The organism is Stutzerimonas tarimensis (genome assembly GCF_042648805.1).
Taxonomy (GTDB): domain Bacteria; phylum Pseudomonadota; class Gammaproteobacteria; order Pseudomonadales; family Pseudomonadaceae; genus Azomonas; species Azomonas tarimensis.
In genome coordinates this window covers 157472-174709 of sequence record NZ_JBHRXZ010000012.1, presented here as the reverse complement: position 1 = coordinate 174709, position 17238 = coordinate 157472, and the positions used below count along the sequence as shown (strand labels likewise).

Below are 17238 nucleotides of genomic sequence, written 5' to 3'. Positions count from 1 at the left end.
AGAGGCCCGTCGCGACGCGGTTAACAAGAATCTGCCAGGCGCGAAGCTGCGCCGGAATTGAAGTTGTGGAGAACAAGACATGAGCAACTGGCTGGTCGACAAGCTGATCCCCTCGATCATGCGATCGGAAGTGAAGAAAAGCTCCGTTCCCGAAGGCCTGTGGCACAAGTGTCCGTCCTGCGAAGCGGTTCTGTATCGCCCCGAGCTGGAAAAGACGCTGGATGTCTGCCCCAAGTGCCAACATCATATGCGCATCGATGCCCGTACCCGGCTTGATGTGTTCCTGGATGCAGAAGGCCGGGAAGAGATCGGCGCCGATCTGGAGCCGGTCGACCGCCTCAAGTTCCGCGACAGCAAGAAGTACAAGGACCGGCTGGTTGCAGCCCAGAAGCAGACCGGGGAAAAGGACGCGCTGATCGCCATGCGCGGTACCCTGGTCGGAGTTCCGGTGGTTGCCTGTGCTTTCGAGTTCAGCTTCATGGGCGGCTCCATGGGCGCCGTAGTTGGCGAACGCTTCGTGCGTGCGGCCAATGTCGCCCTTGAGCAGCGCTCGCCACTGGTGTGCTTTTCCGCCTCAGGCGGTGCTCGTATGCAGGAAGCGCTGATCTCGCTCATGCAGATGGCCAAGACCTCAGCAGTGCTGGCGCGCATGCGTGAAGAGGGTCTGCCGTTCATCTCTGTGCTGACCGACCCGGTCTATGGCGGCGTGTCGGCGAGTCTGGCGATGCTGGGTGATGTGATCGTGGCCGAACCCAATGCCCTGATAGGTTTCGCGGGCCCGCGCGTCATCGAGCAGACCGTGCGCGAGAAACTGCCGGAGGGTTTCCAGCGCAGCGAGTTTCTCCTGTCCCACGGCGCGATCGACATGATCATTCCGCGGGGTGAACTACGCGTGCGGCTCTCGCGGCTGCTGGCGCAAATGCAGGGCCTGCCGTCGCCGACAATCAATCTGCCCATCGATCCTGAGCAGCTGCCGGAGCCATCCGAGCAGGTTCCGGCCTCTGCATGACGGTCCGCAGCCTGGGCGACTGGCTCGCCTATCTCGAGCAGCTTCATCCGAGCGCCATCGACATGGGGCTGGAGCGGGTGCGGCTCGTGGCCGGACGGCTCGGGCTCAGCCGTCCGGCTGAGCGGGTCGTCACCGTTACCGGCACCAACGGCAAGGGCTCTACCTGCGCCTTTATCGCCGAGCTGGCGCGCACTCAGGGATTGCGCGTCGGTGTCTACAGCTCGCCGCACTTGCAGCGCTACAACGAGCGGGTCGCGGTGGATGGCCGGATGGTCAGCGACGAGGCGCTCTGCGAAGCCTTTGCTGCGGTGGAGGAGGCGCGTGGCGACACCTCGCTGACTTATTTCGAGATGGGGACACTGGCGGCTCTATGGCTATTCCAGGCCGAAGCGCTGGATGTCGCCGTGCTGGAAGTGGGGCTTGGTGGGCGTCTTGATGCGGTCAATCTCATCGACGCCGATATATCCATTATCACCAACATTGGCCTCGACCACGCCGAGTGGCTGGGTAACAGCCGTGACAGCGTGGCGCGCGAGAAGGCGGGTATTCTCCGTCAGGGCGCTTACGGCTTGTGTGGGGACCTCGATCCTCCCCAGCCGTTACTCCATCATGCCGCGTCCATTGGTTCGCCTCTGCTGGTACGCGGCCGCGATTTCGGCTTCGAGGTGGATGGGGAAGGTTGGAGCTGGGCCGGGCGTGATGCACGGGGCGCGGCGTTGCGCCTCGAGGCATTGCCTCTGCTCGATCTGCCACTGGAAAACGCTGCATTGGCCCTGCAGTGTTTTTTGCTGCTGGGGTTGCCCTGGGAGACCGGGCAGGTGGCGCAGGCTTTGAGTCGGACCCGGGTCACCGGGCGGCTCGACCATAGAGTCGTTCACCGGCGGGCGCAGCGCCTCAATCTTTTGATGGATGTCGCTCACAACCCGCATGCGGCAGACTATCTCGCTACTCGCCTGACGGGCACGAGAGCGTCAGGCCGCCGACTGGCTGTGTTCGGACTACTGGCCGACAAGGACCTGGACGGTGTGCTGCAGCCGCTTCTTCCGCTGGTGGATGAATGGGCCGTGGCAACCCTGGCCTCGCCGCGGGCGCGTGCGGGTGAGGCGCTGGCTGATGCCCTGGGGCGACAGGGGGCAAAGGTGAAGGTGTTCGAGTCGGTAACCCATGCTCTAGACGCCTGTACCGAAAACGCCGGCCTAGAGGACGAGATTCTCGTGTTTGGCTCCTTTTATGCGGTAGCCGAATGCCTGGACTGGCTGGAACGAATTTCAGGAGAATGATTCAATGGCGTGGCTGGATAAAGGCCTGAAACAGCGAATCGTAGGCGCGCTGGTGTTGGTGGCACTGGCAGTGATCTTCTTGCCGATGCTGCTCAATCGTGAGGACGAGCGCCGCCAGGTTCGGGTGGATGTGCCAGCGGCGCCTGCCGCTCCCGCCATGCCTGGAGCCGAATTGGAACCGGTTGAATTGCCGGAGCCGATCTTCGAGCCAATTCCCACGCCTGCTCAACCGCCGGTCGCCTCGGATGCGATCCCGGCCGAGCCGATACAGCCTGTCCCTGCTCCTGCTCCTGCTCCTGCTCCTGCTCCTGCTCCTGCTCCTGCTCCTACTCCTGAACCCCCGCCTGCGCCTGTACCTGAGCCGGTGCCTCAATCCATGCCGGCGCCCACCCCCGAACCCCGCCTCGATGCTGCCGATCTGCCGGTCAGCTGGTCGATTCAGCTGGCCAGCCTGTCGAGCCGTGCCAACGCCGAGGCGCTGGTGGAGCGCTTGCGCGACCAGGGCTACAACGCGTACCTGCGTAGCGTGGACGGCATGAACCGTGTCTTCGTGGGGCCGGTGATCGATCGCGCCGAGGCGAATCGCCTGCGTGATCAGCTACAGCGCCAGCAGAAGCTCGACGGTTTCGTCGTGCGCTTCCAGCCGGAGCGGCAATAACGCCGAGCGGCTGGCGAGGCGATGGCAGCGTCTTAACCGCAGGTCTCCTACCTGCTAGAATGCGCGCCCTTGCCTCCTCACATAGAAGCTAGCTGTGGCACTCACTTGGGTCGACTGGGCCATTGTCGCGGTCGTCGTCATCTCATCCCTGATCAGTCTTCGGCGCGGGTTCGTCAAGGAGGCCCTGTCTCTGCTCACCTGGATCGTGGCGGGTGTGGTCGCCTGGATGTTTGGCGGCGCCTTGTCGGTGCATCTGGCCGAGTTCGTCAGCACACCCTCGGCACGGGTCATCGCCGCTTGTGCGCTGCTGTTCGTCGCGACCTTGCTGGTCGGGGCGATCATCAATTTCCTGCTCGGTGAGCTGATCCGGGTCACGGGCATGTCGGGCACCGACCGATTCCTGGGCATGGCCTTCGGCGCTGCACGGGGAGGGCTGCTGATCGTGATACTGGTCGGGCTGCTCAGCCTCGCGCCTGTCCATGAAGACCTGTGGTGGCGGGAGTCCGCCCTGGTGCCGCACTTCCTGATGGTGGCGGACTGGTCAAAGGATCTGATCTTGCGCCTGGGTGGCCAATGGACCACCGGTACGCTCGACCTTCCGGTCGGGTTCAATTAGTCGATAACGCGATCGGGCCCTGGTGCTCGCTCGTATTGAGAGGTTGTCTTGCATGTGTGGCATCGTCGGCATTGTCGGTAAGTCGGGCGTCAATCAGGCTCTCTATGATGCGCTCACCGTACTGCAGCACCGGGGCCAGGACGCTGCCGGCATCGTGACCAGCCATGACGGCCGGCTCTTCTTGCGCAAGGACAATGGTCTGGTGCGCGATGTCTTCCAGCAGCGGCACATGCAGCGACTGGTCGGCAACATGGGCATCGGGCACATCCGTTATCCCACCGCGGGCAGCTCCAGTTCAGCGGAGGCGCAGCCCTTCTACGTCAATTCGCCCTATGGCATCACGCTGGCGCACAACGGCAACCTCACCAACGTCTCGCAGTTGGCCAAGGAAATCTACGAGTCCGACCTGCGTCATGTGAACACCAGCTCCGATTCCGAGGTGTTGCTCAACGTCTTTGCCCACGAACTCGCGGTGCAAGGCAAGTTGCAGCCCACCGAAGAAGAAGTGTTCACCGCCGTGGCCAAGGTGCATGAGCGCTGCCGCGGTGGCTATGCCGTGGTCGCCATGATCACCGGCTATGGCCTGGTGGGGTTTCGCGATCCGCACGCGATTCGCCCCATCGTGTTCGGTCAGCGTCATACCGAGCAAGGCGTGGAGTACATGATCGCTTCGGAAAGCGTCGCGCTGGACGTGCTCGGTTTCAGCCTGATCCGGGATCTCGCACCGGGTGAGGCGGTCTACATCACCAGTGACGGGCGTCTGCATACCCGCCAGTGTGCGGTCGATCCCAAGGTCTCGCCGTGCATCTTCGAGCATGTGTACCTGGCGCGCTCGGACTCCTTCATGGATGGTGTGTCGATCTACAAGGCGCGCCTGCGCATGGGCGAGAAGCTTGCCGACAAGATTCTGCGCGAGCGGCCCGAACATGACATCGACGTGGTCATCCCGATTCCTGATACCAGCCGTACTGCAGCGCTGGAGTTGGCGAACAAGCTCGGGGTGAAGTTTCGCGAAGGCTTCGTCAAGAACCGCTACATCGGCCGTACCTTCATCATGCCGGGACAGGCGGCGCGCAAGAAGTCGGTGCGCCAGAAGCTGAACGCCATCGATCTGGAATTTCGTGGCAAGAACGTCATGCTGGTGGATGACTCCATCGTTCGTGGCACCACCTGCAAGCAGATCATCCAGATGGCCCGCGAGGCAGGCGCGCGCAAGGTGTATTTCTGCTCAGCCGCACCAGCAGTGCGCTATCCGAACGTCTACGGTATCGACATGCCCAGCGCCCACGAGCTGATCGCGCATAACCGCTCGACTGAAGAAGTCGCCGAGCTGATCGGTGCCGATTGGTTGGTGTATCAGGACCTTCCCGACCTCATCGACGCCGTTGCCGGGCCCAAGGTGAAGATCGACAGCTTCGACTGCGCGGTCTTCGACGGGAAATACGTCACGGGTGACATCGATGAGGCCTATCTGGACCGGATCGAGCGCGCGCGCAACGATGCGAGCAAGGCAAAGACCAACGCCGTCAGCGCCATCATCGATCTGTATAACGACTGATCCTGCCAGCCCTGGGCTGGTGACATAGCGGGTGGAGAGCAAGAATGTCGAATGAATGGGATGCCGGCCGGTTGGACAGTGATCTCACCGGGGTATCGGATGACACCCTGGCGGTACGGGCGGGCCAGCACCGCACTCCCGAAGGGGAACATGGCGAGCCCCTTTTCTTCACCTCCAGCTATGTCTTTCGCAGCGCTGGCGAGGCGGCAGCGCGCTTCGCCGGTGATCAGCCGGGCAATGTCTACTCCCGTTACACCAACCCCACCGTGCGCGCCTTCGAGCAGCGCATCGCCGCCCTCGAAGGTGCCGAGCAGGCGGTGGCGACCGCTTCGGGCATGTCGGCCATCATGGCCACCGTCATGAGCCTGTGCTCGGCCGGCGACCACATCCTGGTATCCCGCAGCGTATTCGGTGCCACCGTTTCGCTATTCGAGAAATATTTCAAGCGTTTCGGGGTGCAGGTCGATTACGTTCCGCTCGTCGATCTCGCTGCCTGGGAGGCGGCTTTCAAACCCAACACCCGCCTGCTTTTCGTCGAGTCGCCGTCCAATCCGCTCGCCGAGCTTGTCGATATCGAGGCACTGGCCGAGCTGGCACATCGGCACAATGCGAAACTCGTGGTGGACAACTGTTTCTGTACGCCGGTGCTGCAGAAGCCGTTGGCGCTGGGGGCGGACATCGTGGTGCATTCGGCCACCAAGTACATCGATGGCCAGGGTCGCTGCCTTGGTGGCGTGGTGGCTGGCCGCCGGGAAGAAATGACCGAGGTGGTGGGTTTCCTGCGCACCGCCGGCCCGACCATGAGCCCCTTCAATGCCTGGGTTTTCCTCAAGGGCCTCGAAACGCTACGGTTGCGGGTCCAGGCGCATTGTGCTTCGGCTCAGTCGCTGGCCGAGTGGCTTGAACAGCGGCCAGGCGTGGAGCGCGTCTACTACGCCGGCCTGCCCAGCCATCCACAGCATGAGCTGGCACGCCGTCAGCAAAAAGGCTTTGGTGCAGTGCTGAGCTTCGAGGTCAAGGGGGGCAAGGAGGGAGCCTGGCGGTTCATCGATGCCACGCGGATGATTTCGATCACCGCCAACCTGGGCGACAGCAAGACCACCATTACCCATCCGGCGACCACCACCCACGGCCGACTGAGCCCGGAAGAGCGAGCCAATGCAGGCATCCGTGACAGTCTGGTGCGCATCGCCGTCGGCCTGGAAGACCCGGAAGATATCAAGGCCGATCTCGCTCGCGGACTGGCCGCGCTCTGATCCTCCGGGGCTAGGTGGTCCTGATCGGCGGAGGCTGCTGCCGCTATTCTCCCACCTGATCCTCACGGGAGGATCAGGTGGGAGAAAGGCGCATCAGTCGCGGCCGAACATCACCACGAAACCATCGAGCTGTCGCTGCCGTTGCAATTGATCACGCAGCGCATTGGCCGCCACGCGATCAGCCACTGGGCCTACGAACACCCGATAGAGATTGCCCGCTGCGATGACGTAAGCGTTGTAACCCGAGGCGCGAAGCTCGGATCTGAGGGCCTCGGCGCTGTCAGCCTTCGACAGGCTGGCAAGCTGCACGGACCAGCCGCTTTTCAGCGGCGCGCCTGTTTGTGGTGCGGGTGCGGCTTGCGGCGCTTGCTGAACCCGGGCAGCGGGAGCGGCGGACCGAGGCGTCGCCTGTTCCTGCGATCTCAGGTCGACGGTAGGGATGGCAGACTGCCCTTGGCGATCGAACAGGCGAGGCAGGTCCTCCGGCAGTAGCGAAGAAGCCTCCTGGCCGGCGCCGATGATGCGGATGTCGTTGTACTTGGCTCCAGACAACGCCGCCATGCCTGCGCCGTCCCTGACTACCGTAGGTCGCAGAAACACCATCAGGTTGCGCTTGACCTCGGTATCCCGGGTCGAGCGGAAGAGGGCGCCCAGCACCGGTATCCGGCCGAGGACCGGCACTCGATACTCGCTGCGGGTGACATCGTCCTGAATGAGCCCGCCAAGCACGATCACCTGGCCATCCTCAGCCAGAATGGTGCTCTTGATCGAGCGCTTGTTGGTGATCAGGTCAACGGCCTGGGCGGTAAGCGTAGCGGTTGGCGCGATCGAGGAAATCTCCTGCTCGATCTGCAGGCGCAGGGTGGCGCCTTCGTTGATGTGCGGCACGACGCGTAGCGTGACCCCGATGTCCTGGCGCTCGATGGTGGTGAACGGGTTGTTCGCCCCCGCTGCATCGGTGGTGTAGGAGCCGGTCTGGAACGGCACGTTCTGGCCGACCAGGATCTCGGCTTCCTCGTTGTCCAGGGTGAGCAGACTGGGGGTAGAGAGCAGGTTGCTCTTGCTGTTGGCCGAGAGGGCCGTGATCAGGGCGCCGAAGCTGCTCGTGCCGATACCCACGATCGCGCCGTCAGGCAAGCCCGCCGGAATCTCGTTCTGGTTGATGGCATTGATGAGGGTGCCGATCGCCAGGCCGGTGTTGCCGAAGCCGACACCTCCTGCGCCGCCAGTGCTGCCGCGCGCATCCACAGCCCACTGCACGCCCAGTGCATCGCTGATGTCTCCGGAAACCTCGACGATGGCTGCCTCGACCAGTACCTGCGCTCGGGGTACATCGAGTTGACGCACAATGGTCTCGAGCGTGGCGACCATCTCCGGGGGGGCCAGCAGCACCAGGGCGTTCAGGCTGGCGTCGGCGCGAATGAGAATGTTCTGCTGGGTAGGGGCCGCCATCGGATCCGCACCCTGGGTGGCGAGCCCCTCGGAAATGTCGCCGAGCGTTTCGGCCAGGGCGGTGGCGTCGTTGTGGCGAAGCCGGATGACCCTGGTGTTGGCCGAGCGCGTCGCGGGGGTGTCCAGGGTGCGAGCCAGCGAACTGAGGCGGGTCCGTGCCTCCGCCGGGCCGATGAAGATCAGCCGGTTGGTGCGCGAGTCGGCAATGATCTGAGCGCCAGCGGTTTCCTGTGCCTCGCCTCGGCGAACGGTGTTACGCAGAACCTCGGCAATGTCCATGGCCCAGCCATGTTCGATGTTCAGGGCGGTGTAATCGTGGGTCTCGCTACGGTCTATCTGTCTGACGATGTCGGTGATGCGAGCGATGTTGGCGCTGCGGTCGCTGATGATCAGGGCATTGGCCGACGGCACTGCCGCGAGATGACCGTACTGGGGGACCAGCGGGCGAATCAGCGGAATCAGCTCGTTGACTGGCGTTTGCTGAACTTGCAGTACGCGGGTTTCAAGCTGGTCACCCCCGGTGGGACCGGTGCCGGCCTCGGCCTTGGCTTCGGCGTTGGGCACGATGCGGGCGACATCGCCCTGGGTCAGCACGGTGAATCCGTGGGTCGCCATCACCGACAGGAACAGCTGGTAAAGCTCGCTAAGCGATAGCGTGGCGCTCGAGACGACGCTGACCTGGCCGCGTACCCGCGGATCGACAATGAAGGTTTGTCCGGTGATTTCGCTGACCTGGTCGATGAAGGCTCGCACGTCCGCGTCCCTCATGTTGATCGTCCAGCCATCCTGCTGTTGGGAGGTACTGGGTTCGATGCCTGGTTCGGCGGCCGTGGCCTGCAACGGGGTGGCCAGCATCCCGGCGGCGAGAAGGGCGATGAGGGGGCGGGGAAAATTAGGCAACATTGGTTGGTTGAATTCCGTGGCTAATCATCGATGGGGGCTGCGTCAGGAGGCGTCCCCTCCAGTTGCTGTCGCAGCGCGTCCATCTGCTGTCGCAGATCGGGTTCGGCAGGCTCGTAGGGAGCCTCCGTGTATGCTGGCGGCTCGGCGTAGGCGGGCTCTGACTCTGGAAAGTAGACGGCCTCGCCCGGCTTGGGAAATCTCAACACCTCCGCGCGGCCGTTACGCAGGATCTCGATCCGATCGGCATATACCCCCTGCAGTCTCAACCCCGATGACAGCGCGTCGCCGGGGCGAAACAGGCGAGGCGCCTCCGGACCATGCTGGATGATCGCGGAAGACCGCTGCGGATCGGCATGCACGAAGCTGCCATGGAGCACCATGTCAGACTCGCCGTCGAAGGTGACATCGCTCTCGGCGATATGCGGCGTGCCGAAGAGTACACCGAGGCGCTCGAGATCGGGGATGGTATCGATGGACGGGATAGGGCGGTTGGTGGCGTCACGGGAGCTGCGGGTGAGCTCCATCCAGGCATTGAGCTGCCAGCCTATCAGGATGAAGAACAGACAGAGTACGGCCGCACCGGCTAGCAAGGGGGCGTACCGACGGATTTTTCGGGAGTGTGAAGGCAAACGCTTGCTCCATGGGCCTGAGCTTGGGTTCGACATCAGCTGGCGGCGATCCTGGATCGCGCCAGATCATGGCAAAAAAATATGACAATCGTATTAGACCCATGAGTTAGTTCATGGTTCTCCTCCATTCGTCCGGTGGGTCGGTGGCGCCGCTCCTGCCGATTCCCAGGATCCCGATTTTTTCTTAAAACTTATTGACTTACCTGGGACTGCCAAGTAAATTGCGCACCTCGCAAGGCGATCGGCTGATTAGCTCAGCTGGGAGAGCACCTGCATCACACGCAGGGGGTCGGCGGTTCGATCCCGTCATCAGCCACCACTCTTGCGAGAATGGACGCAAGTCCAGCCGACACGCAGCGGTAGTTCAGTCGGTTAGAATACCGGCCTGTCACGCCGGGGGTCGCGGGTTCGAGTCCCGTCCGCTGCGCCATACCTGCCTCAGTCTAGCTGAGGCTTCGAAAAGCGGTCCTTAGGGGCCGCTTTTTCGTTTCCGCTTCATGATAGTGGCTCCCGCGTTGCGTCAGTGAGCGCACTTTTTCTTCCGCGACGGTCAAAGCGTGCTAGCGCTCCGATCAGGATGATGACACTGCTTTTCGTAGGATGGAGCCAGCGATTGTCTCTGCCAAGATGAGGGAGTGTCATGTTCGGACTGGAAGCTTTAGAGCTCGCCCGCATCCAATTCGCCTTTACCATCGCGTTTCACATCATTTTTCCGGCCATCACCATAGGTCTCGCCAGTTACTTGGCGGTCCTCGAAGGGCTCTGGCTGAAAACTCGCCAGGAACTTTACCGCGACCTGTACCACTTCTGGTTGAAGATCTTTGCGGTCAATTTCGCCATGGGGGTGGTGTCCGGCATTGTCATGGCGTACCAGTTCGGCACCAACTGGAGTGGCTATTCTGAGTTTGCGGGTAGCATTACCGGGCCTCTGCTCGCTTATGAGGTGCTCACGGCGTTCTTTCTGGAAGCGGGCTTTCTCGGTGTGATGCTGTTTGGCTGGAACAGGGTAGGTCCCCGGCTGCACTTCTTTTCCACCATCATGGTTGCCATCGGTACGCTGATCTCCACCTTCTGGATCCTGGCTTCCAATAGTTGGATGCATACGCCGCAAGGGCACGAGATCATTGATGGAGTCGTCGTTCCGGTGGACTGGTTCGCGGTGGTCTTCAATCCGTCCTTCCCTTATCGCCTGACTCATATGGCAATCGCCGCGTTCCTGGCCACAGCGTTCTTCGTCGGGGCCTCGGCGGCCTGGCACCTGCTTCGGGGCAACGACAATCCGGCTGTGCGAAAGATGTTCTCCATGGCGCTGTGGATGGCGCTACTGGTGGCGCCGGTACAGGCTGCGGTCGGCGACCTGCATGGGCTCAACACCCTGGAATACCAGCCGGCGAAGATCGCCGCGATGGAGGGCAATTGGGACAACTCGCATGGAGGCCCAACGCCGCTGATCCTGTTCGGCTGGCCAGACATGGAACGTGAGGAAACCCTTTATAAAATCGAGATTCCCTACCTCGCCAGTCTCATTCTCAACCATAGCCTGACCGAGCCGATTCCTGCGCTCAAGGACTTTGCCCGGGAAGATCGACCCTACGCACCGATCGTGTTCTGGTCTTTCCGGTTGATGGTGCTCATAGGCCTGCTGATGATCTTCAGCGGCGCCTGGAGCCTGTGGCTGCGATACCGCAAGAAGCTTTTCACTTCCCGTCCCTTCCTGCGCTTCATGACCTGGATGGGGCCGTCCGGCATCGTTGCCATTCTCGCCGGCTGGATCACTACCGAGGTGGGGCGGCAGCCATGGGTGGTGTACGAGATCATGCGAACCGCAGACGCGGTATCGCCGCATTCGGCCACCCAGATGGGATTCACGCTGGCGATGTTCGTGGTGGTGTATTTCGCCGTGTTCGGGGTGGGCCTGGTCTATGTGCTGCACCTGGTGGCGAAAGGGCCGGTGCCGTTCGAAGGTCGCGAAAAGGGCGCTGGCGGGCCGGGCGAGTCGCGTACGCCGGCGCGGCCGCTGTCGGCTGCCGATGAGCGGGTCGACACCCACAAGAAAGATCAACTGGGCAAGGGGAACTGAAGCATGGACATCGATTATTCGTTGATCTGGGCGCTCATCATCATGTTCTCCATCATGATGTACGTAATCATGGATGGCTTTGATCTGGGGATCGGGCTGCTGTTTCCCTTCGTACCTGACGAAACCGACCGTGACGTCATGATGAACACTGTGGCGCCAGTCTGGGATGGCAACGAAACCTGGCTGGTGATGGGCGGAGCGGGGTTGTTCGCAGCCTTTCCGCTGGCCTATTCGGTGGTGCTGTCGGCCATCTACCTGCCGGCGATCTTCATGGTCATTGCCCTGGTGTTTCGAGGCGTGGCGTTCGAGTTTCGCTTCAAGGCGAGCCCCGAGCGGCGGCATTTCTGGGACAAGGCATTCATAGGCGGATCACTGGTAGCCACCTTTTCTCAGGGGGTGCTACTGGGCGCCTTCATTACCGGGTTGCCTGTCGAGGGACGTGCCTATGCCGGTGGGCCCTTCGACTGGCTGACACCGTTCTCGCTGTTCTGTGGCGCAGCGCTGCTGGTGGCTTTTGCGTTGCTCGGCTGTACCTGGCTGATCATGCGCACCGAGGGTGATCTGCAGCGGCGGATGCATGATCTTGGAAAGCCGCTGACCTGGGCGCTGCTGATCATCACCGGCATCGTCAGCCTCTGGACGGCCCTGGCCCATCAGGACATCGCTGACCGCTGGTTCACCCTGCCGAACCTGTACTGGTTCATGCCGGTCCCCATATTGGTGCTGCTCTGCACTGTTTTCCTGCTTCGTTCGATCGAATCCTATGCTCACTACTCGCCGTTCCTGCTCACACTCGGGTTGATCTTTCTTGGCTACAGCGGTCTGGGCATCAGCCTCTGGCCGAACATCATTCCGCCGGAAGTCAGCATATGGGAGGCCGCCGCACCGCCGCAAAGCCAGGCGTTTGCCTTGGTGGGGGCACTCGTCATCATTCCGATCATTCTTGTGTACACCGCCTGGAGCTACTACGTGTTTCGCGGCAAGGTGACCGCCGAACACGGCTATCATTAAGGAGCGGATATGAAACGAGGGGGCGAATCGGAACAGGCGCCGCTCTGGCGGCGCCTCGCCTGGCTGGTGATCATCTGGGGGCTCAGCGTCACCGCACTCGGGTTGTTGGCCTATCTGATCCGGTTGATCATGAACTCGGTTGGCTTGAGCAGTTGAGTCTCGTCGCTGCGCTGTCATCAGCGTGCAAGGTGGAATCTTTAGTGTATTGGCATGGTCTTTGTTTGCAATCTGACAAAGCGCTATGCGCACTGAATTTCACCAGACAGACAGGAGAGCCCAATGGACGATTATCAAGAAGAGCTCCTCGACCGCCGTGCTTCGGAGCAGGACTATTCCGACGAAGCGGACGACGCCACCGAGTTGTGATCCTTCCCGATCCAGGCGTTCAGCATTCTTCCAGGCTGGGCATTGACCACGGGGTTGGGACGGCGGGGCGAGCCTGCCAGATTCCAGGGAAGCCCCAGCGTCCCGACCTGTACCTGGTGCTGCGCGCCGGGCAAGGGCGCGCAGTCTGATCCGATGAGCGCAGCGACCGCCGGGCGTTCGGATTCCTGCCGCGGATCATCGCAACCCAGCATGACCGTCAGGCTGCCCGCGGGCGTCTCATATTCGGCATACCAGCGCGCTACATGCGAAGCGGCGCTGTAGCGTTGCTCGTAACGGCTGAGATGATGCTTGATCAGCAGCGGCTCCAGAATGGTGCCCTCTGGCGAAAATACAGCTGCGACCTGCCGCAATGGTCCGCTGCCTGGACGCAACCGTCCGTTGGACAGGTAGGGCTCTGGCAGTACCAGCGATCCCGCCACCAGCGTGACCTCGAACTCCCGGGCCAGATCGGCGAATACGCTCTGATAAGCCGCCGCCGTGCCCCGCGCTTTCATGCGTAATACCGCTTCAGTCCGGCGGTCCTCTCCATGGTTGCCCAGCAAGGCGCGCAGGTATCCCAAGGGGTTGCTCAGCGCCATCCATTGCATGGCGTCGCGAAGTGTTCGCGCCTGCTGGACCTCTGGCTTCTCGCCAATGGCAAACAGGCCAGTGCCAACGTGCTCGGGGAGCGCCACGACGGTCTGGCTGCCGAGCAGCCCTGCGTCCTGCGCCTGGCGGAGGTGACTGGCGAAGCGCAGATGCAGGCGTTCAGGGCTCTGGTAGTCGGCAGGCAGCAGGCGGACCTCGATGGCAAGCAGATTGCCGAGTCCACGATTGCTGCCCTGATGCTCGATGGTCAAGGGACGCAGGTCGGACAGCAAGGGGCCGGCTCGGCGATCCTGCGTCCATTGCAGATAGAGCCCCAGCGAGATCAGGCCGAGAATGGCGGCGGTCAGGAACAGTATTCGGATGCGCATCGATCGCAGCGCTGCCAAGTGATACAGAGCGCGAATCGTGGCGGATCCGGCGTGACGTGACAAGCAAACGCGTCTTTCAATTCAATTGCACCTGAATCATGAGGCGCGTCACACTTTCGAGGGGCGACCAGGCGTGTGACCACTCGACTCCAGGTCATGCCAACCCAATCACACTGCCCGACAAGGAAGATCTTTTAAGATTCGTCATTCCAATGGCGCCTGAATTATGGCGTATCAGGAGACCGTCGACTCGGCAGTATCCGCGCAGCGAGGATGAGCGAGCATGAGAAAAAAGGCGCAGATGGCAGAAGCCGTGCTGTTCTTCAGAGACGGCGGTGTCTGCAAGGAAATGCTGTACCCCGAATTCGAGGCGGTGTTGGACGGTGTGGTCAACCTGCCGGAATTTGCCGAACAGCAGATCGGTGCTGCGTTCGTCGTGATCGATCCGCGGCTGGCGATTCGCGCGGCGGTTTTCTTCTACCTCGATTTCCACGAAGACGGGGCGGCTGACAGCGGTTGGAATATTCCGCTGCGCATGCTGGCCGAGCGGGGCGGGCGCGGCCCTGACCTTGGTTCAGGTCCGATCCGGATGGTCTGTCGTAGCCAGTGCCCTGTGTCCTGGCACCAGATGCATCTCTGGGACCCGTTGATGAAAGGTGAGCGCAACCATTTGGCGCTGATGCGTGATCGTGTCAAACGTAACGGATTGGGGCTGATCATCGAGGAAGAGGCTACGCCCTCCTTGCCAGCTGAGCGACTGCAGATTGCCGCCGAGGATCGCTGGTATACGCGAGGGCCTTTTGCCGAGCCCCGAGAAGCCGCCCCGGCGATGGCGGGGGTTCCTCAGTATGTCGAAGGCCAGCTGAAAAAGGATCTTCAGGACAGTGAGCAGGCCCGGGCACGCCTGAGCGACGAGATTGCCCGCCTGCATCAGCTTCTCAAGGATGAGCGCGGCCGAGCCGAAGCCCTGATAGCCCAGCAGGCGGCCCAGACCGAGTGCTTCCGACGGATTCGCGAAGAATTGAGCGAGCAGTTGCGGCGGAACGAGCGCAAGGGCCAGGCGGGGATCGATGCCATGCGCGATCGGTTCGAACTTGAAGCCCAGGCACGCATCACGGCGGTGGCCGAGGATTTTCAGAAACGCATCGTTGCACTGCAGGACGAGTTGCTGCGGCGAGACGAGCGTCAGCTGACTGCCGAGACGGAGATTGCCCGGCTGGAAGCGGTCTGTGCCGACCTCCGGGAGCAGATTGGTCGCAAGACTCTCGAACGCCTGGCGGACCAGGGAATGGTATTCGTCGTCTATCACCCAGGAGCAGGGCAGCTCACCGTGCCGGTGGACGATATCGAACCCTATCAGCAGAACCCGCAGGCCTATGCTGCCGCAAAATGTTCCGTTTCACTGGAGCACTACCGGCAGTGGCTGGATCACTACATGCGGCCTGCCTGCCAGGCAAGCATGCTAAACGGCAGCCGGTGCGGCATCCCCGTGGACAGGATTGATCTCCCCATGCAGTTCGTGCCGGGTGTATCCGACTGCTGTTCGCGGCACCGCGGCGCGGCACGGCGCACGGGCAGCTGAACGGGCTTATTTCTATGCTGGGGCCCACTGTGCTGGAGCCCCTCACGGTCGACTGGGCGGCTGCCCAGGGCGTGGAGATTGCAGTACTCAGGCTCGATCTGATCGATCCGCTGCTTTCTGGCAACAAGTGGTTCAAGCTGCGCCTTCATCTCGAAGGCTCTCGCCAGCGCGGGTGCACCGGGCTGATCAGCCTCGGTGGCCCACATTCCAATCACCTGCATGCGCTGGCAGCGGCCGGTCAGCGGCTGGGGCTGTCAACGGTCGGTCTACTACGTGGTCACGAGACCTCGACCCCGACGATAATCGATCTGCGTCGTTTCGGCATGCACTTGCACTGGCTGGGATACGGCGGATACCGCGAACGGCATCAGGCTGACTTCTGGGGCGCCTGGCAGGCCCGCTATCCGAGGTATCATTGCGTACCCGAGGGAGGCGGCGGGCTTGAGGGCGCGCTGGGCTGCGCGATGCTGGTCGAGCAGGTCGAGGGCGCCTTGCCGGCGTTCGGTTGGCAGGCGTTCGATGCCTGGTGGCTGGCAGCCGGCACGGGAACCACCATGGCAGGGCTGGTGATCGGGGAAAGGGCCACAGGGCGTCTGGTTTATGGCGCCTTGGCCGGGCCTGGCGCGCATCGGGGGGGCGACCAGGTGGCGCAATTGTTGCGGGAGGCAGGGGTTTCGACCGATCGATACGAAATGTTGGAGGCGAGCGGCAAGGGCTTTGGGCGCTTCGACCGCAGACTGGCGCAGTTTATCTTCGATATCGAAGAGCAGACCCGCCTGCCGCTGGAGCCGGTCTACACCGCCAAGGCGCTCCTGGCCCTGCGCCAACATGTCGAAGCCGGCCGTTTTGAGCCGGGCGCGCGCGTGGTTTTCGTCCATACGGGCGGCTTGCAGGGTCGCCGTGCGGCTGAGCCGCTGCTGCGTCAGTTGCGTAGGCGCCACTGCTGAGCGGTAGGCCATTGCTCATTCGCCAGGAACACCCGTGTGGTTTCTCGATAGTCATCGGGTCCGGCCCGCTCCAGTTGTGCAAGAAGTTGCGCGGGTGCAAGTGATGGCAAGCGCGCCAGCCACTCGCCGAAGCCCTCACGCCCCATGATCTCGCTGCCGTTCAGACGCGCCGGTGCCAGCCAGGCTTGACGTGGCAGCGGCTGCCACAGGGCGCCCGGGTGTGCGTCTGCGAACGCCGCCCAGTCGTGGCGCCTGACCCAGCACAGTTTCATCGCCTCACCCTGAGTCGAGCGCCAGGGAAGAAAAAGATATCCCGCCAGCCAGAAGCGGCTGCGAGTGCCTTCGACGTTCAGGCGAGTCAGTTCGGCCTGGGCTTCGGGTTGGGCAGGTAGCGGCAGCTGGTGATCGAGAAGCCGCGCCAGCTTCAGATCAAGCCGATCCACCCCGCCGGGCCCGATCCATGACAGGCCTGCCTCCTGCTGGACGCCAAGGTAGAGCTTGAGCGCGAGCTCCAGGTGCCAGATACCGTCTGCATCGCTCAGCAGCAGATCAAGCTCTCCCAGTGTCTGGCCGGACCGGCGGATGGCAAGGTTGGAGGCCAGCAGTTCGACCTCGGGGGCATGGATCAAGGCGAACTGCCACAGGCGTTCGTAATAGAGCCCTAGGCGGCGGTTGCTGCGCTGTGCCAGCCAGTCCTCCAACGGGGCGGGGGCCGCATCGAGCCGGCTGAGCCAGTTCGACAAGCTGTGGCCATCAAGCCAGGGGCTGGCGGCCAGGGGATGGCGCTGTTGCGGTTGATCAGGGATAAGTGGCGGCGAGAGCAGCGTCCAGGCGAGATCCCTCACCCTGGAATGATGCAGCCGGTTTAGCGTGGTTTCGAGAGAGAGGCTTTGCATGGGTCCAGCATAGCCGAG

Annotated in this window: 15 protein-coding genes and 2 tRNA genes; 13 read left to right on the top strand and 4 right to left on the bottom strand. The window is 62.5% G+C overall.

Going from position 1 to position 17238, the window contains the following annotated elements; translation table 11 throughout:
- Positions 1 to 79: 79 nt before the first annotated feature.
- From accD to ACFOMF_RS04830, 6 genes are all read left to right on the top strand, one after another.
- Positions 80 to 1009 (top strand): acetyl-CoA carboxylase, carboxyltransferase subunit beta, encoded by a 930-nt coding sequence (gene accD, locus ACFOMF_RS04855; protein ID WP_386361773.1) that lies wholly within the window; start codon positions 80 to 82, stop codon positions 1007 to 1009.
- Positions 1006 to 2289: a bifunctional tetrahydrofolate synthase/dihydrofolate synthase gene (gene folC / locus ACFOMF_RS04850; RefSeq protein ID WP_386361771.1), complete on the top strand. Its 1284-nt coding sequence runs from the start codon at positions 1006 to 1008 to the stop codon at positions 2287 to 2289. The genes accD and folC overlap by 4 nt, the downstream gene beginning before the upstream one ends.
- A 4-nt stretch (positions 2290 to 2293) precedes the next feature.
- Complete coding sequence (locus ACFOMF_RS04845; RefSeq protein WP_386361769.1) at positions 2294 to 2947, top strand: SPOR domain-containing protein; 654 nt, start codon at positions 2294 to 2296, stop codon at positions 2945 to 2947.
- Positions 2948 to 3041: 94 nt separating this feature from the next.
- Positions 3042 to 3563: a CvpA family protein gene (locus ACFOMF_RS04840; protein WP_386361767.1), complete on the top strand. Its 522-nt coding sequence runs from the start codon at positions 3042 to 3044 to the stop codon at positions 3561 to 3563.
- Between the two features lie 52 nt (positions 3564 to 3615).
- Positions 3616 to 5121, top strand: a complete 1506-nt coding sequence (gene purF, locus ACFOMF_RS04835) for an amidophosphoribosyltransferase (RefSeq protein ID WP_386361765.1) — start codon at positions 3616 to 3618, stop codon at positions 5119 to 5121.
- A 44-nt stretch (positions 5122 to 5165) separates the two neighbouring features.
- The gene (locus ACFOMF_RS04830; protein ID WP_386361763.1) at positions 5166 to 6377 is read left to right on the top strand and encodes an O-succinylhomoserine sulfhydrylase; all 1212 of its coding nucleotides are present in this window, start codon (positions 5166 to 5168) and stop codon (positions 6375 to 6377) included.
- A gap of 93 nt (positions 6378 to 6470) precedes the next feature.
- Here ACFOMF_RS04830 and gspD read toward each other — a convergent pair whose 3' ends face one another.
- On the bottom strand, positions 6471 to 8732 hold the full coding sequence (gene gspD, locus ACFOMF_RS04825) for a type II secretion system secretin GspD (protein ID WP_386361761.1): 2262 nt from the start codon (positions 8730 to 8732) through the stop codon (positions 6471 to 6473).
- Positions 8733 to 8752: 20 nt separating this feature from the next.
- Positions 8753 to 9322: a type II secretion system protein N gene (locus tag ACFOMF_RS04820; protein WP_386361759.1), complete on the bottom strand. Its 570-nt coding sequence runs from the start codon at positions 9320 to 9322 to the stop codon at positions 8753 to 8755.
- Positions 9323 to 9604: 282 nt separating this feature from the next.
- Between ACFOMF_RS04820 and ACFOMF_RS04815 the strand changes: the two genes are divergently transcribed.
- From ACFOMF_RS04815 to ACFOMF_RS04795, 5 genes are all read left to right on the top strand, one after another.
- A tRNA-Val gene (locus ACFOMF_RS04815) sits at positions 9605 to 9680 on the top strand.
- Positions 9681 to 9714: 34 nt separating this feature from the next.
- Positions 9715 to 9791 (top strand) — tRNA-Asp (locus tag ACFOMF_RS04810).
- Between the two features lie 210 nt (positions 9792 to 10001).
- On the top strand, positions 10002 to 11441 hold the full coding sequence (locus ACFOMF_RS04805) for a cytochrome ubiquinol oxidase subunit I (RefSeq protein WP_386361757.1): 1440 nt from the start codon (positions 10002 to 10004) through the stop codon (positions 11439 to 11441).
- A gap of 3 nt (positions 11442 to 11444) precedes the next feature.
- Positions 11445 to 12452: a cytochrome d ubiquinol oxidase subunit II gene (gene cydB, locus ACFOMF_RS04800; protein ID WP_386361755.1), complete on the top strand. Its 1008-nt coding sequence runs from the start codon at positions 11445 to 11447 to the stop codon at positions 12450 to 12452.
- A gap of 9 nt (positions 12453 to 12461) precedes the next feature.
- Positions 12462 to 12608 (top strand): DUF2474 domain-containing protein, encoded by a 147-nt coding sequence (locus ACFOMF_RS04795; RefSeq protein WP_386361754.1) that lies wholly within the window; start codon positions 12462 to 12464, stop codon positions 12606 to 12608.
- 173 nt (positions 12609 to 12781) lie between these two features.
- Here the strand turns inward: ACFOMF_RS04795 and ACFOMF_RS04790 are convergent, their stop codons facing one another.
- The gene (locus ACFOMF_RS04790) at positions 12782 to 13795 is read right to left on the bottom strand and encodes a carbon-nitrogen hydrolase (protein ID WP_386361752.1); all 1014 of its coding nucleotides are present in this window, start codon (positions 13793 to 13795) and stop codon (positions 12782 to 12784) included.
- A gap of 283 nt (positions 13796 to 14078) precedes the next feature.
- Here ACFOMF_RS04790 and ACFOMF_RS04785 point away from each other — a divergent pair, with 283 nt between their 5' ends.
- Together ACFOMF_RS04785 and ACFOMF_RS04780 are read left to right on the top strand one after the other, a co-directional pair.
- Entirely contained in the window at positions 14079 to 15377 is a 1299-nt protein-coding gene (locus ACFOMF_RS04785; protein ID WP_386361751.1) for a chromosome partitioning protein ParA, read from the top strand.
- Between the two features lie 14 nt (positions 15378 to 15391).
- Entirely contained in the window at positions 15392 to 16324 is a 933-nt protein-coding gene (locus ACFOMF_RS04780; RefSeq protein WP_386361749.1) for a 1-aminocyclopropane-1-carboxylate deaminase/D-cysteine desulfhydrase, read from the top strand.
- On the opposite strand, the gene ACFOMF_RS04775 is transcribed toward ACFOMF_RS04780, so the two are convergent.
- Positions 16300 to 17220, bottom strand: coding sequence for a DUF1853 family protein (locus ACFOMF_RS04775; protein ID WP_386361747.1), 921 nt, complete (start codon positions 17218 to 17220; stop codon positions 16300 to 16302). The two genes, ACFOMF_RS04780 and ACFOMF_RS04775, sit on opposite strands and share 25 nt — an antisense overlap.
- Positions 17221 to 17238: the final 18 nt, after the last annotated feature.

What these genes read in the sequence shown, in the direction of transcription:
- purF (WP_386361765.1), top strand. Translation starts at nt 3,616, where the DNA reads ATGTGTGGCATCGTCGGCATTGTCGGTAAGTCGGGCGTCAATCAGGCT.
- cydB (WP_386361755.1), top strand. Translation starts at nt 11,445, where the DNA reads ATGGACATCGATTATTCGTTGATCTGGGCGCTCATCATCATGTTCTCC.
- ACFOMF_RS04805 (WP_386361757.1), top strand. Translation starts at nt 10,002, where the DNA reads ATGTTCGGACTGGAAGCTTTAGAGCTCGCCCGCATCCAATTCGCCTTT.
- accD (WP_386361773.1), top strand. Translation starts at nt 80, where the DNA reads ATGAGCAACTGGCTGGTCGACAAGCTGATCCCCTCGATCATGCGATCG.
- ACFOMF_RS04780 (WP_386361749.1), top strand. Translation starts at nt 15,392, where the DNA reads ATGCTGGGGCCCACTGTGCTGGAGCCCCTCACGGTCGACTGGGCGGCT.
- folC (WP_386361771.1), top strand. Translation starts at nt 1,006, where the DNA reads ATGACGGTCCGCAGCCTGGGCGACTGGCTCGCCTATCTCGAGCAGCTT.
- ACFOMF_RS04775 (WP_386361747.1), bottom strand. Translation starts at nt 17,220, where the DNA reads ATGCAAAGCCTCTCTCTCGAAACCACGCTAAACCGGCTGCATCATTCC.
- ACFOMF_RS04830 (WP_386361763.1), top strand. Translation starts at nt 5,166, where the DNA reads ATGTCGAATGAATGGGATGCCGGCCGGTTGGACAGTGATCTCACCGGG.
- ACFOMF_RS04845 (WP_386361769.1), top strand. Translation starts at nt 2,294, where the DNA reads ATGGCGTGGCTGGATAAAGGCCTGAAACAGCGAATCGTAGGCGCGCTG.
- ACFOMF_RS04795 (WP_386361754.1), top strand. Translation starts at nt 12,462, where the DNA reads ATGAAACGAGGGGGCGAATCGGAACAGGCGCCGCTCTGGCGGCGCCTC.
- gspD (WP_386361761.1), bottom strand. Translation starts at nt 8,732, where the DNA reads ATGTTGCCTAATTTTCCCCGCCCCCTCATCGCCCTTCTCGCCGCCGGG.
- ACFOMF_RS04790 (WP_386361752.1), bottom strand. Translation starts at nt 13,795, where the DNA reads ATGCGCATCCGAATACTGTTCCTGACCGCCGCCATTCTCGGCCTGATC.
- ACFOMF_RS04785 (WP_386361751.1), top strand. Translation starts at nt 14,079, where the DNA reads ATGAGAAAAAAGGCGCAGATGGCAGAAGCCGTGCTGTTCTTCAGAGAC.